This window comes from Shewanella oneidensis MR-1, assembly GCF_000146165.2.
Lineage (GTDB): Bacteria > Pseudomonadota > Gammaproteobacteria > Enterobacterales > Shewanellaceae > Shewanella > Shewanella oneidensis.
On record NC_004347.2, the window covers coordinates 3,189,020 to 3,201,912 of the forward strand.

12 protein-coding genes are annotated in these 12,893 nt (G+C 48.0%); 2 read left to right on the forward strand and 10 right to left on the reverse strand.

Annotated elements, in window-relative coordinates; genetic code table 11:
* Window positions 1-92: 92 nt before the first annotated feature.
* The 3 genes from SO_RS14245 to fabB form a co-directional block, all read right to left on the reverse strand.
* Window positions 93-1,109, reverse strand: coding sequence for an aspartate-semialdehyde dehydrogenase (locus SO_RS14245; protein ID WP_011072968.1), 1,017 nt, complete (start codon window positions 1,107-1,109; stop codon window positions 93-95).
* Window positions 1,110-1,111: 2 nt separating this feature from the next.
* Window positions 1,112-2,242: a 4-phosphoerythronate dehydrogenase gene (locus SO_RS14250; RefSeq protein ID WP_011072969.1), complete on the reverse strand. Its 1,131-nt coding sequence runs from the start codon at window positions 2,240-2,242 to the stop codon at window positions 1,112-1,114.
* A gap of 146 nt (window positions 2,243-2,388) precedes the next feature.
* Window positions 2,389-3,600 (reverse strand): beta-ketoacyl-ACP synthase I, encoded by a 1,212-nt coding sequence (gene fabB / locus SO_RS14255; RefSeq protein ID WP_164925736.1) that lies wholly within the window; start codon window positions 3,598-3,600, stop codon window positions 2,389-2,391.
* A 138-nt stretch (window positions 3,601-3,738) separates the two neighbouring features.
* On the opposite strand from fabB, the gene mnmC1 reads away from it, so the two are divergent.
* Window positions 3,739-5,838, forward strand: coding sequence for an FAD-dependent 5-carboxymethylaminomethyl-2-thiouridine(34) oxidoreductase MnmC1 (mnmC1, locus tag SO_RS14260; protein ID WP_011072971.1), 2,100 nt, complete (start codon window positions 3,739-3,741; stop codon window positions 5,836-5,838).
* A 194-nt stretch (window positions 5,839-6,032) separates the two neighbouring features.
* Here the strand turns inward: mnmC1 and SO_RS14265 are convergent, their stop codons facing one another.
* The 6 genes from SO_RS14265 to prmB all read right to left on the reverse strand — a co-directional run bounded on the left by SO_RS14265 (window position 6,033) and on the right by prmB (window position 11,618).
* Window positions 6,033-6,641 carry an RNA methyltransferase gene (locus SO_RS14265; protein ID WP_011072972.1) on the reverse strand — a complete coding sequence of 203 codons (609 nt, stop codon included), beginning with the start codon at window positions 6,639-6,641 and terminating at the stop codon, window positions 6,033-6,035.
* 3 nt (window positions 6,642-6,644) lie between these two features.
* Window positions 6,645-6,926: a YfcL family protein gene (locus SO_RS14270; RefSeq protein ID WP_011072973.1), complete on the reverse strand. Its 282-nt coding sequence runs from the start codon at window positions 6,924-6,926 to the stop codon at window positions 6,645-6,647.
* A gap of 84 nt (window positions 6,927-7,010) precedes the next feature.
* Window positions 7,011-8,141: an ATP-NAD kinase family protein gene (locus SO_RS14275; protein WP_011072974.1), complete on the reverse strand. Its 1,131-nt coding sequence runs from the start codon at window positions 8,139-8,141 to the stop codon at window positions 7,011-7,013.
* Window positions 8,142-8,203: 62 nt separating this feature from the next.
* Window positions 8,204-9,373 (reverse strand): MFS transporter, encoded by a 1,170-nt coding sequence (locus SO_RS14280; protein WP_011072975.1) that lies wholly within the window; start codon window positions 9,371-9,373, stop codon window positions 8,204-8,206.
* Between the two features lie 77 nt (window positions 9,374-9,450).
* Window positions 9,451-10,545, reverse strand: a complete 1,095-nt coding sequence (gene aroC, locus SO_RS14285) for a chorismate synthase (RefSeq protein WP_011072976.1) — start codon at window positions 10,543-10,545, stop codon at window positions 9,451-9,453.
* A 128-nt stretch (window positions 10,546-10,673) separates the two neighbouring features.
* Window positions 10,674-11,618, reverse strand: a complete 945-nt coding sequence (prmB, locus tag SO_RS14290; RefSeq protein ID WP_011072977.1) for a 50S ribosomal protein L3 N(5)-glutamine methyltransferase — start codon at window positions 11,616-11,618, stop codon at window positions 10,674-10,676.
* A gap of 80 nt (window positions 11,619-11,698) precedes the next feature.
* Here prmB and smrB point away from each other — a divergent pair, with 80 nt between their 5' ends.
* Window positions 11,699-12,229: an endonuclease SmrB gene (gene smrB / locus SO_RS14295; protein ID WP_011072978.1), complete on the forward strand. Its 531-nt coding sequence runs from the start codon at window positions 11,699-11,701 to the stop codon at window positions 12,227-12,229.
* A 77-nt stretch (window positions 12,230-12,306) separates the two neighbouring features.
* Here smrB and sixA read toward each other — a convergent pair whose 3' ends face one another.
* Entirely contained in the window at window positions 12,307-12,777 is a 471-nt protein-coding gene (gene sixA, locus SO_RS14300; RefSeq protein ID WP_011072979.1) for a phosphohistidine phosphatase SixA, read from the reverse strand.
* Window positions 12,778-12,893 lie beyond the last annotated feature (116 nt).

Genomic DNA, 12,893 nt, shown 5'->3' on the forward strand with positions numbered 1-12,893 from the left:
AAATCCCAGCCCTGCTACTGTTCACAATTGTAAAACAAAAAAAGCCTGCTGGCAGCAGGCTTTTTCATTGGGCATTCATTGACACTTAGTGCCTAGTAATAATCTCTCACTAGGATCTCGGCAATTTGCACACTGTTTAAGGCTGCGCCTTTACGAATATTGTCCGACACCACCCACAGGTTAATACCGTGGGCATGGGAAATATCCTTACGAACACGACCAACATACACAGGATCGGTACCCGCTGCATGGGTTACCGCGGTAGGGTATTCGTCATCGGACTCAAACAATACCACTCCTTCGGCATTACGCAGTAAAGCTTTAATATCTTCTGCATCGGCAGGTTGTCGAGTTTCGATGTGGACCGCTTCAGAATGGCCATAGAATACTGGAACACGTACAGCAGTCGCGTTAACGAGGATGTCATCGTCACCGAAAATCTTCTGGGTTTCCCAGACCATTTTCATTTCCTCTTTGGTATAGCCGTTATCCATAAACTTATCAATTTGCGGCAATACGTTAAAGGCAATTTGCTTAGGATACACTTCAGCCTCTGCGGGTAAACCTTGCAGCAACTTAGTGCATTGTCTTGCCAGTTCTTCAATTGCTTTTTTACCCGTACCAGAGACAGATTGATAGGTCGCCACATTAATACGACTAATACCATAAGTATCGTAAATCGGTTTTAAGGCCACCAGCATTTGGATGGTTGAGCAATTCGGGTTGGCAATAATATTACGGTTGCGAAAATCAGCAATTGCATGCGGGTTAACCTCTGGCACAACCAATGGAATATCAATGTCGTAGCGGAAGTGAGAGGTATTGTCGATAACCACACAACCGGCTTCAGCGGCAATCGGTGCCCACTTGGCTGACACATCGCCACCGGCGGAGAAGAAACCTAATTGTGCTTGGCTCCAATCGAAGGTTTCTACGTCCAAAATGGTAATTTGTTTGCCATGGAAGCTGACCGTTTCACCGGCGCTACGACTACTGGCTAAAGGGTATAAGTTCGCAACCGGGAAATTACGCTCTTCAAGGATCTCAATCATAGTTTGACCCACTGCGCCCGATGCACCTAAAACGACAACATTAAATTCCTGCGACATAATTACCGACCGACTCCTGAAAAACCTAAATTGGACAACCAATCTACCTCAGATTGACCGCGATAAGCCAGCGCCAATGCACTAAATTCACGTCGATGTTTATGATTTTTTCTCATAATGTCGAAGCCATTTTCTTTTGCAAAGCAATTTCGGAAAACAGCATCGTCATCTCGTAGGTCGTAGACGAATCTTGCGAGCTGTAATAAGGCTTTTTCATCGGGAAGCTGTTCGAGTTCAACGGCTTTGATATTGAAACGGGGCAATAAGTCTGATAAGCCTTTAGTGGCAGGAATAGCTAACAATTCACATAACTTTTGGTACAGCATAAAAGTGCCACGGGCCTTACCTTCTAAGCTGTAACCGGCGATATGCGGGGTCGCAAACTCAGCAAAAGGCACTAACTCCGGCATGGGATTCGGCTCCCCTTCCCATACGTCGAGCACTAATTTAAGGTCATCCCTTTGCTGCTTAACTTTGATTAATGCTTGATTATCAATGACGTCACCACGACAACAATTAATTAGCCAGATATTCGCTTTGAGGCTCATTAGGCGCGCCTCATCAAATAAATGCAGCGTTTTATGCTCGCCAGTGCGGGTGATTGGCACATGTAAGCTGATGATATCTGCCTCTTGTAATAAGGTTTCAAGGCTCACAAAATCGCGCGGATCGCCCTCGGCCTCTTTGATGGGATCATTGAGCAATACTTTAATACCGAAGGCTTCAAGGCATTTGGCTGTCGCACTGCCAGTATTGCCCGCACCAACAATCCCCACGACCTTACCCCTGAGCGGCGAATTAAACCGCGCCGCCAGTTCTAGCATGGCAATAAAGGCAAATTCACCCACCGCTGTTGCGTTACAACCTGGCGCATTTGAAAACACAATGCCTCGAGTGGCAAGGTAAGCTAAATCCACATGATCTGTGCCAATGGTCGCGCTACCCACAAACTTAAGCTTTTGATTTGCCTCTAACAGTGCAGCATTGACTCGGGTAACGGAACGAACCAGCAGCACATCGGCATCTTGCACCTGCTCAGGCGTTAATGTGCGGCCATTGACTGGAATTATCTCGCCGAGATCCCCGAATAAGGGTTCGACATAGGGCATATTTTCATCGACAACAATCTTCATGGAGACCTTTCTGATAAACAGCAATATCAAGATATTCAGGATTCTAACAAGACTCTAGAGATAAATCCCAACCCTTAAGTCGCATTACTCAATTTCAGCCAATAAAAAAGGAAGCCGAAGCTTCCTTTTTTAACGAAAATAATGGCTTACTTATATTTACGCATGACGAGTGTTGCGTTAGTACCACCAAAACCAAAGCTGTTGCTCATAACAGTATTTAGTTCGGCATCACGGTATTCACGCACGATTGGCATGTCTTTCGCGGCTTCATCTAGGTTATCGATGTTAATGCTTGGAGCGATGAAGCTGTTTTCCATCATGATTAAGCTATAAATGGCTTCATGTACGCCAGCAGCGCCTAAGGCATGACCTGTCATCGATTTGGTCGATGCAACTGGTGGGCATTTGTCTTTAAAGACTTCACGCAGCGCTTCTAACTCACGCACGTCACCGACTGGCGTCGAAGTACCGTGGGTATTAATGTAGTCAATGGGGGTATCCACATCGGCCAATGCAAGTCGCATACAACGCACAGCGCCTTCGCCAGAGGGAGCGACCATGTCATAACCATCTGACGATGCGCCATAACCAATCACTTCGGCGTAAATCTTCGCGCCGCGAGCCAGCGCATGCTCTAACTCTTCAACGATTAAGATACCGCCACCGCCAGAGATCACAAAACCATCACGGTCGGCATCATAGGTACGAGAGGCTTTGTCTGGAGTGGCATTGTATTTAGTCGATAGGGCGCCCATCGCATCGAAGCCCATGGTCAGGGTCCAATCGAGCTCTTCTGCACCACCAGCAAATACCATATCTTGCTTACCCATTTGGATAAGTTCTACAGCATGGCCAATACAGTGAGCACTGGTCGCACAGGCTGAACTGATTGAGTAGTTCATGCCTTTAATTTTGAATGGAGTGGCTAAACAGGCGCTTGCGGTACTTGCCATAATACGAGGCACAATATAAGGACCAACACGTTTTACACCCTTTTCGCGCAAAATATCTGCCGCTTGCACTTGGTTAGAAGACGAAGCGCCGCCTGTGCCGACAATCAACCCTACGCGAGGATTTGAATATTGTTCTTCAGTTAACTGAGCATCCTTAATGGCTTCTTGCATAGCAATGTAAGCATATGCCGCAGCATCACCCATAAAACGCAGTGCTTTACGGTCAATCAGCTCGGAAGGATCTAATTTGATATTGCCCCATACATGACTACGTAGTTGCATTTCTTCAAACTGAGCGGAATGTGTAATACCACTACGGCCCGCTTTAAGTGACTCTGTCACTTCTTGCTTGTTATTACCGATACTTGAAACAACACCCATTCCGGTGATCACGACTCTTTTCATTTTTTTGCTATCCATTGTGTACATGTCAGTACCTACTTTTTGCTGAGCCAATAGTATCTGTTTTGCTTCAATTAAGTGGTCAGCTTTCCATAAAGGCGAGTAAAATAATGCCCATTATGAGACCGAGAGTATATTTCTTTGACTGCAAAGCCCCACATATCTTGTCAATTTAAGCGTGATTACCCGCAATTGATCAACCTTTATCCCACATGCACGATAGCGACTCAACACTCTCTGGACAATCTCAACCGTCTTCGACATCAGTGCTTAACGGCGCTATTGACGCAACCATCCCCCCACTTATGTGTGATGGGGCAATGGGGATTAGGCGACGGAATCGAACTGCTCTCTTTTATTCATTACTGGCAAACACTGGCTAAAACCCAAAATCTACCGCGCTTACTGCTGAAGGTGTTTGAACCAAATCCGATTAACTATTACGAACTTAAATTACTTTGGGATCAATCGCAAAGCTTAATTTTACATCCGCATTTACAGCCCATTGCCAACGCCATCATTGAGGCAAAGCCAGCGCGCATTATAGGGTGTCAGAGATTAATTTTTGATGACGGTCGCATCAGCCTCGATTTAGATTTTGGCGATCTGCAAACCATGCTGGTCAATCAGCCACACTGCGGCACTTATCCCATTCAGCAATGGCTGATTTTGCCGCATTTAGCACCGCAACTGAGTCGTAAAATACTCTGGCAAATGGCGCGCTTAAGTGCCGATGATGCCCATTTTATCGGCGTAGAACTTGCTGAAACAACGCAGAATCTCGCCAAAACCTGCGGCTTTAGCCCTCTTACCATCACTGCCGACATGCTCTGTGGCGAACAGATTGACTCAATTGCAAGCCAGATTGTCACAGACGATATTCTGCTACATGAACGCAAGCTCCTGCGCCAGCAAGCCAATAACCATCAAGCGTTTACACCAAGGCCATCCCAAGTAGCCTCAACCAAGCAGCCGATAGCCATTATAGGTGGCGGACTGGCGTCAGCGCATCTGATGTTGTCCTTAGCCGAACGCGAGCAGAGTAGCATACTGTTTTGCAAAGATAATGACTTAGGACAAGGTGCGTCCGGTAATCGCCAAGGGGCGATTTATCCCCTACTTACGCCAGAGAATGATGAGCTCAGCCGTTTTTTCCAACAGGCGTTTTTATTTAGTCGCCGCCGCATCGCCGCGCTGAGTCTTGCGTCGATGAAGGGGTCGGACGTCGCATCTGGTGTGATGCCAATTTCCCATGATTTTTGTGGTGTGCTGCAAACAGGCCATGATGAACGCAGTCAACAACGGCTCGATAAAATTATCCAAAGCCAAGACTGGCCGGCGGAAATTGCCTATGCCGTTGATGCGAGCGAAGCCAACAAGATTGCAAAAATAGGTATTGATAAGGCTGGATTTTATTATCCCCTCGGCGGCTGGGTGTGCCCTTTTGAATACGCTAAGGCGGCGGTGGATAAAGCCTCGCAGCTTGCCAATGTGCAGTGCCATTTCAATACCGAAATCACTGAAATTGAGCGCGATGCTAAGGGCTGGTATCTTCTCAGCCAAGACCAGCGTTTTGGACCGTTCCGTCAACTCGTGCTCGCCAATGGCGCACAGCTGACACAGTTTTCGGCCAGTGAACGTTTGCAGATAAGTCCGTTTCGCGGCCAAGTGAGTCATATTCCGTCACAATTTCAGCTAAGCCAATTGGCCACAGTGTTATGCGCAAACGGTTACCTCACGCCAAGCCATCAAGGGCTACATTGCCTCGGCGCCAGCTATGTAAAAGCGGCTGAGCACCTCGATTTTTGCCCGCTGGAGCAGTTGGAAAATCTTGGTAAAATGCAACAAAGCTATCCTAATCAAGATTGGGTCGAAGATATTGATATTAGCGCCAATAGCGCCCGCGTTGGCGTGCGCATGGTAACGCGCGATCATTTCCCGATGATGGGCTGTGCTCCCGATGTAAATGAGATTTGGGCTCGATATGAGCAGCACCAAATTAATCAGCAGCAAGCCGAACAAATCCGCCATTATTGGCAAACCACGCCAGCCCCTATCCACGATGGCCTTTATATCCTTGGTGGCTTAGGTTCGCGGGGGTTAAGTTCGGGGCCATTGGCGGCAGAATGCCTAGCCGCTCAATTAACCGACGAGCCGCTGCCGCTTGATTGGCCCACACTCAATAAACTCAGCCCGAATCGAATGTGGTTACGCAAACTACTCAAAGGCAAAGCACTTTAGTGGAAGTGAGCGTCGTGATTTTAGTGGTTCTTATTGGTGACCGTATTAATGAGCTTAATTGCAGCAAATAAGCGTTATCGCTCAGAGAAAACTAAGCACTCCAATGCGGGGATTTTCTCAAGATAAAAGTGCAAAAACAAAAAAGGATTAAGTCATTGCTTAATCCTTTTTGGATAAGACGCTGCTCCTTAAGACTACTTCGAAGACTCACGCTTAGTGGTTTTAACGCGGGTACGATTATTGTTGTCTCGACTTGTGCGGATCAAGGCATCTCCATCAAACTCAGCTTCATTGGTCGCCTGTTTGCGATAGGTTTTCGCTAATCTATCGTACAGCAGTACATTGACCGACGCAGCCAGATTCATGCAACCAACAGTTGGCACATACACAACGGCATCAGCCCTATCGATAATCTCTTGGCCAATAGTGCCATCCTCAGGCCCAAACACATAAAAGGCTCTTTCGGGATGGACAAACTCCGGCAAAGGCGTCGCCCCCAAGACTAAATCCACGCAAACCAGTTGAGTACCAGCAGGAATCGCATCAAGTAACGAGGTGACTCCAGTTAACGGAATGCGCTCAGCGGCGCTCTGCGTATCAGCATTATATTGCTGCGGCCCACGGGCGGCATATTCATAGCGTTTGCCCGTGTAGAACACGGCATCGACACCATAACAGCCCGAAGCGCGCATAATGCCGCCCACATTGGTGGGCGTTTTGGGATTCACTAAACCGATATAAACCGCTTGCTGAGCTTGTGGTGATGCCACTGCGTCAACCAAAGTCGTCGTGGATGAACTCATCAATCAGGCCGCTAAATGACTAACAATCTTGCCATGCAACTCTGGCCACGAAGCTTCTACCAGCGCGTAATCGGCATCATTTAATTCTTGGCGGGCAAGGGCTAAACATTCAGTCATTTTTTCAAGTAAGGCTTCTAGCGTGCTCTCGCCTTGGTCTTCAAGTTGCGACAACACCACCGCCACATGGCCCTGCAGATAACCACAGGCAAATAAGGCATCGTCATCACCATGGCTCACAACGGACTCAATCCACTGTTCTAGTGCTTCTTCATACTGCTCTAACATCGGGTCAAACTCTCCAATAACGTATTTCGCCCAAATGGCCGCTGGCCCCTCGGTGCTTGCAATCTCCGAGGAGAATAAATCTGATTAGTCGGGGTTGGCCACCTGATACATCACATAATCATGGTAACCCGTCGTCACTTTGTAATAGCCACAAAGCTCACGATCTAATTGAGGGTCGCCACTATCCACAATTAAGGGGCGTCCTTCAAGTGCTTTTAGCTTAGTTTTTGTGGCGAGGATAATAATATTGTCCTTACCGAGGCGGCGGATAAGCTCTGGCGACAACTGTTGATTGCCACGACCGAGAATATGCCCCTGCCCGCCAATCAAGGTAATAATCAGTTTTGTCGGCTTATCTTGGGTAAGTTCGAGTAACTGCTTGGCGGTTAAATCACTTGCCACCAAGGCTTTATCTTGGATAAGGTCAACCCCCAGCAGGGTATTATCAAGGCCAAGTTCTTCCATCACAAAGGCGACTGTACTGCCCGAGCCCATAATGTACAGCTCATCTTCCATCTGCTGGATAACATCGGCGGCAATATCGGCGAGCACGAACTCGTCAACCTCTTTGCCCCCCATCTTGACCGCTTGCACATAACGGGGTTCGGCGGGCACTAATAGCTCACCAAAACGTTTGGCGCGCACCGTACCTTGGCGAAACGCGACTTCATCAATATCCATCACATCGGCGCTCATTAGGCTAACCAACTCACCCTCGAGCAGCATTTTCACCACCATGCCCGCAGCATGGGGTGTGATACCGTAAACGCCGGAATGGATTTTCACCCCAGCCGGTACACCAAGTACGGGTAATTTATCGTCGATAACCGCTTGTTCAAACACGCTATACACATCGCGAGCCGTGCCATCGCCCCCCGCAAACAGTAATAAATCGAGGGGTTCGTTCAGCAAGGTACGCACAACGGCTTGCGTATCGATGGCCTGAGTTTTATCTGGGGTTTGATACACCACGCGAGTGTTAAAACCTAAGGCGTTGGCGGCATCTTCCCCCATCACGCCTGAGGCGGTAATGATTTCGATATCATTGGCATAGGGTGCAATGACTTCTAAGGCTTGCATCATACGCTTTATCGCCTTGGGCTCGGCGCCTAATGCAAGGGCTTCTTCTGCCACACCATCGCTGCCCTTAAGACCCACACTTCCACCTAAACCCGCCAGTGGATTGATGACTAAGCCTAAACGAAACCGGATCACCTTAACCTCTCTTGTTGATTATTCTTTTTTACAATGAGTTATTGTTCACAATCAATGTCAGCTTATGGCGCAACCGCTTGCGCCCTATCCTTTGGGATAAAAAACACTGCTAACATGGCAGCAAAAGCGCACGTAGCCGCAAATACCCAAGACCACACCGCCCCGCTGCCATCGCCCCAGATATACCCACAAATCCACGTTCCGAGTGCACCACCAACGCCAAAGCTTAAGCTGGCATACAGGGCTTGCCCTTGGCTGCGATGACTTGCATCAAAATGTCGGTGCACAAATTGAATCGAAGCCGCATGGGTTAGACCAAAGGTGAATGCATGCAGCACTTGGCTTAAACCCAGCAATAACATGCTCTCTACGCCAAACGCGACCAATAACCAACGCACGGCGGTCATAGCAATACTGACGACAAGCAAGGTATTCACGCCATAACGCCCAAGCAAACGAGGCGCAAACATAAACATCACGATTTCGGCCATCGCCCCTAAGGCGACAAAGATCCCCGCGGCCGCTTCGGTGTAACCCGCCTGCTTTAGATAAAGCACAAAGAAACCGTAAAAAGGCCCAGCACTCATCTGTAATAACATTGCCGAGATCATGAACCAGATAATCGGCTTAGTCCATTTAAGAGGCTGGCGCTCTTGTCCTTGTGGGCGCACAGCCCGATTGGCTGGCAGAGGCAAGGCACACACCAGCATCCCCGTAAACAAAACTAAACCAATATAGGGCAACACCTCGGTGCCCCATTGACCAATGGCAAAACCCGCACCGACGACTAAGCAGATATAGCCGATGCTGCCAAAGCTGCGGATCTGCCCATAACGACTGGCATTTTCACCTAGGGTTTCGAGGGTAATCACCTCAAGTTGTGCCAAAATCGCGTTCCAGAAAAAGGTATAAAGCGCAAGGCTCAGCGCCATATACACAAAACCACCGTGATAGAAAAAGCTTAAATACGCGAGCATCGCGGCGCCCGCGCCCATCTTAATTAATTCGGAACGCATGCCAGTGCGATCGGCCACCTTCGCCCACACATTGGGTGCCACGATACGCGTCGCCATTAAAATCGCGAGTAAAAAACCGATTTCTTGAGGATTAAATCCTCGGTTTTCAAAGAAGACCCCAAGGTAGGGGATCATAGTACCGAGAATTGAAAAGAAGAAAAAATAACAAGCACATAGCCAGCGTAATTGCTGGCTTGTGCTAGAGATTGTAAGCATTAACGCATTCCATTTATTGCACAGTTATCACAGCCGCTATGTATTACTGTTGTCTTATGCCGGCTGTTTCATACGGCCTATCTCATACCAAGAATCGGTGTATGACTACGGACATGCTGATTTTGCGCTCTATGTCTTAACAGATGATCCATCAACACAATCGCCAGCATCGCTTCGGCGATTGGTACGGCGCGGATCCCGACACAGGGATCGTGACGACCTTTAGTCACCACTTCCGCCATTTCTCCTTGGGCCGTCATGCTTTGGCCCGGCACACTGATACTCGAGGTCGGTTTTAATGCGATATGAGCAATAATCGGTTGACCCGATGAGATGCCGCCGAGGATGCCGCCCGCATGATTAGATTCAAAACCCTGCGGCGACATTAAATCGCGCCCTTCTGAGCCCTTTTGCGTCACAACCCCAAAACCATCACCGATTTCCACGCCTTTTACGGCGTTAATGCCCATTAAAGCATGGGCGATGTCGGCATCGAGCCTATCGAACACGGGTTCACCCAGTCCAACTGGCACATTAGTCGCCACCACCGAAATTTTGGCGCCAATGGAATCACCGGATTTTTTCAGCTCGCGCATATATTCATCCAGCGCCTCGAGCTTACTCGCATCGGGGAAGAAAAAGGCGTTCTGCTCGATTTGACTAAAATCGAGGGTCTCGGCGCAAATCGGCCCAAGTTGCGACATATAACCTTGGATACTAATGCCATGCACTTGTTTTAAATATTTTTTCGCCACGGCACCCGCAGCAACGCGCATCGCGGTTTCACGGGCGGATGAGCGGCCGCCACCACGGTAATCACGCAAGCCATACTTTTGCTGATAAGTGTAATCTGCGTGGCCTGGGCGGAATAAATCTTTGATATTAGAATAATCTTGGCTGCGCTGATCGGTATTTTCAATCAACAAACCAATGGAGGTTCCCGTAGTTTTGCCTTCAAACACACCGGATAAGATCCGTACTTCATCAGGCTCACGGCGGGCGGTGGTATAACGGGATGTACCAGGACGACGACGGTCTAAATCATGTTGCATATCGGCTTCGGTGAGTTCGAGCCCTGGGGGGCAACCATCAATAATACAACCGAGTGCCACACCGTGACTTTCACCAAAGGTAGTCACCACAAAATTTTGACCAATACTGTTTCCAGACATCCGCTTTTTACACCTTAAATGATTTGCTTCTCGCTCCGCGCCCAGCAATGGCTGGACAATTCTTTTTCCCGCTGCAAGCCTAACTGGCAGCGGGAAAAGACTCAACCTAATTTATGTGCTTATTGTGATTATTGCGCATCGCGATAAATAGCAAAAAGCGATTGATGTTCGATCAATTGATCACGAGTCAGGACAAACACACCGTCGCCGCCGTTTTCAAAGTTAACCCAGGTAAATGGCACTTCAGGGAATTGCTCCATCAGATGCACCATAGAGTTACCCACTTCAACCACTAAAATACCCGTTGGTGTCAGGTATTGAGCCGCATTCGCTAAAATACGTTTGGTTAAGTCAAGGCCATCACGACCCGAGGCTAACCCAATGGCAGGCTCATGGTGGTATTCATCTGGCATATCGCCGATGTCTTCTTCATCCACATAGGGTGGATTAGAAACAATCAAATCGTATTGTGGACCTTCAGGAATGGCTGAAAACAGATCCGATTGCATCGGGAAAACTCTGTCCATCACCCCTAAGGTTTCGACGTTGACCTGCGCCACATCAAGGGCATCTTCACTGATATCGAGCGCATCGACTTCAGCTTCATCAAATTCGTAGGCGCAGGCAATCGCGATACAACCACTGCCAGTGCATAAATCTAAAATACGGTTAACGGGTTTGCCGTATAACCAAGGGCCAAAGCGATTGGCGATCATCTCCGCAATAGGTGAACGAGGCACAAGTACACGTTCATCGACATAAAACTCAAGCCCTGCAAAGCGCGCTTTATTGGTTAAATAAGGCACAGGCAAACGTTCACGAACGCGGCGAATGATAAGCTCGACAATTTTGTGTTTTTCGCTGCTGGTTAAGTTACTTAAAATCACTTGTTGGCCGATTTCTTCGGGCAAGTGCAGCGCATGGAACACTAAGGCTATCGCCTCATCCCACGCATTATCTGTACCATGGCCATAGTACACATTGGCATCATTAAAGCGGCTCACCGCCCAACGCAACATGTCACCAATGGTGCGTAACTCTGTCACAGCTTCATCTACAAAGATCTTATCCAAAACGCTCTCCCGCTTGTATGTTCACAAACATTGTAACTGAACTCTATTCAGAAACCATAGGATTCAATAGAATACCCGCCATGAATAAAGACGATGACAAAGAAGGCATGGCGATGTTTTCGGCGCTAATCGAGGGGATAAAACCTATCACCCAAGATAAGCGGCATTTTCGCACGCCCCTAAAAACCAAACAGGAAATTGAACTAAAAGAGCAGCAATTGCATGCTAACAGTTATTTCTCAGATACTTATCAACCGCTACTCCCCGTTCAAGGGCCGATGCGTTGGCTCGATGAAGGGGTTGATAGTTTAGAGCTTAAACGCTTAAGACGTGGCGATTATCAGCCGGATTTATTGCTGGATTTACACGGTTACCGCCAATCAGAGGCCAAGCTCGAATTAGCTGCGCTCATTCAAGCCTGTGTAAAACAGCAAAGCCAATGCTGCTGCGTGATGCACGGTTATGGCACCGGCATACTTAAACAGCAGGTGCCTATGTGGCTGGTGCAACATCCGATGGTTAAGGCCTTTCACCAAGCGCCTAAAGAATGGGGTGGCGATGCCGCGTTGCTGGTACTGATTGATATTGGCGACCAGCCCCATAGACGTTAAGTTATTCAACTTTATTAAAAAAGCATACTAAAACAAAGGGCCCACATTGGTGGGCCCTTTGTTTTATATTGAATTTATTAACTTATACTATGAGGAGCATGCTGCCACATAAGAGAGGCTTGCTCGGCATGTTTATCGATTAATGTGATCCCAGAGGTGGCAAACAAGGGCGGTTCAACACCCGCTACCAGCTCACTCACCAAATAACCTAACAGTGGCATATGGGAAATCACCAACACTTTATCGGCCTTATACAATTCGGCATAGGCTAAAATCAATGCGGCCACATTAGCAGGATCACCGGAAGGCACGAGATCATCGGCAACCAGCCATTTGCGCGGCTCAGAAAAATGTTGACTCAATTCTTGCCAAGTTTGCTGAGCACGTAAGTAAGGACTGACCAAAACAAGATCAAAATCGCTGACGCTTCGGGCTAACCAGTTGCTCATCAAGACAGTATGGAGTCTTCCAACATCGGTTAGTGTTCTATCCCTATCCGACTGAGCGTTAAATCCAGCCTCACCATGTCGCATCAAAAATAGCTGCATACGTCTCTCGCTACCCACACTTGTTTTTGTTTTATCCCAATTGTAGCCCTAAAATGGATTTCGACAAACCTTGCAAGCGTTAATCTTTAGTCGATAAGCACAAGAGATATTTGCCA

Excerpts from the sequence above, each read along its gene's own strand:
- SO_RS14245 (WP_011072968.1), bottom strand. The coding sequence starts at position 1,109 with ATGTCGCAGGAATTTAATGTTGTCGTTTTAGGTGCATCGGGCGCAGTG.
- SO_RS14250 (WP_011072969.1), bottom strand. The coding sequence starts at position 2,242 with ATGAAGATTGTTGTCGATGAAAATATGCCCTATGTCGAACCCTTATTC.
- fabB (WP_164925736.1), bottom strand. The coding sequence starts at position 3,600 with ATGAAAAGAGTCGTGATCACCGGAATGGGTGTTGTTTCAAGTATCGGT.
- SO_RS14265 (WP_011072972.1), bottom strand. The coding sequence starts at position 6,641 with ATGAGTTCATCCACGACGACTTTGGTTGACGCAGTGGCATCACCACAA.
- SO_RS14270 (WP_011072973.1), bottom strand. The coding sequence starts at position 6,926 with ATGTTAGAGCAGTATGAAGAAGCACTAGAACAGTGGATTGAGTCCGTT.
- SO_RS14280 (WP_011072975.1), bottom strand. The coding sequence starts at position 9,373 with ATGCTTACAATCTCTAGCACAAGCCAGCAATTACGCTGGCTATGTGCT.
- aroC (WP_011072976.1), bottom strand. The coding sequence starts at position 10,545 with ATGTCTGGAAACAGTATTGGTCAAAATTTTGTGGTGACTACCTTTGGT.
- smrB (WP_011072978.1), top strand. The coding sequence starts at position 11,699 with ATGAATAAAGACGATGACAAAGAAGGCATGGCGATGTTTTCGGCGCTA.
- sixA (WP_011072979.1), bottom strand. The coding sequence starts at position 12,777 with ATGCAGCTATTTTTGATGCGACATGGTGAGGCTGGATTTAACGCTCAG.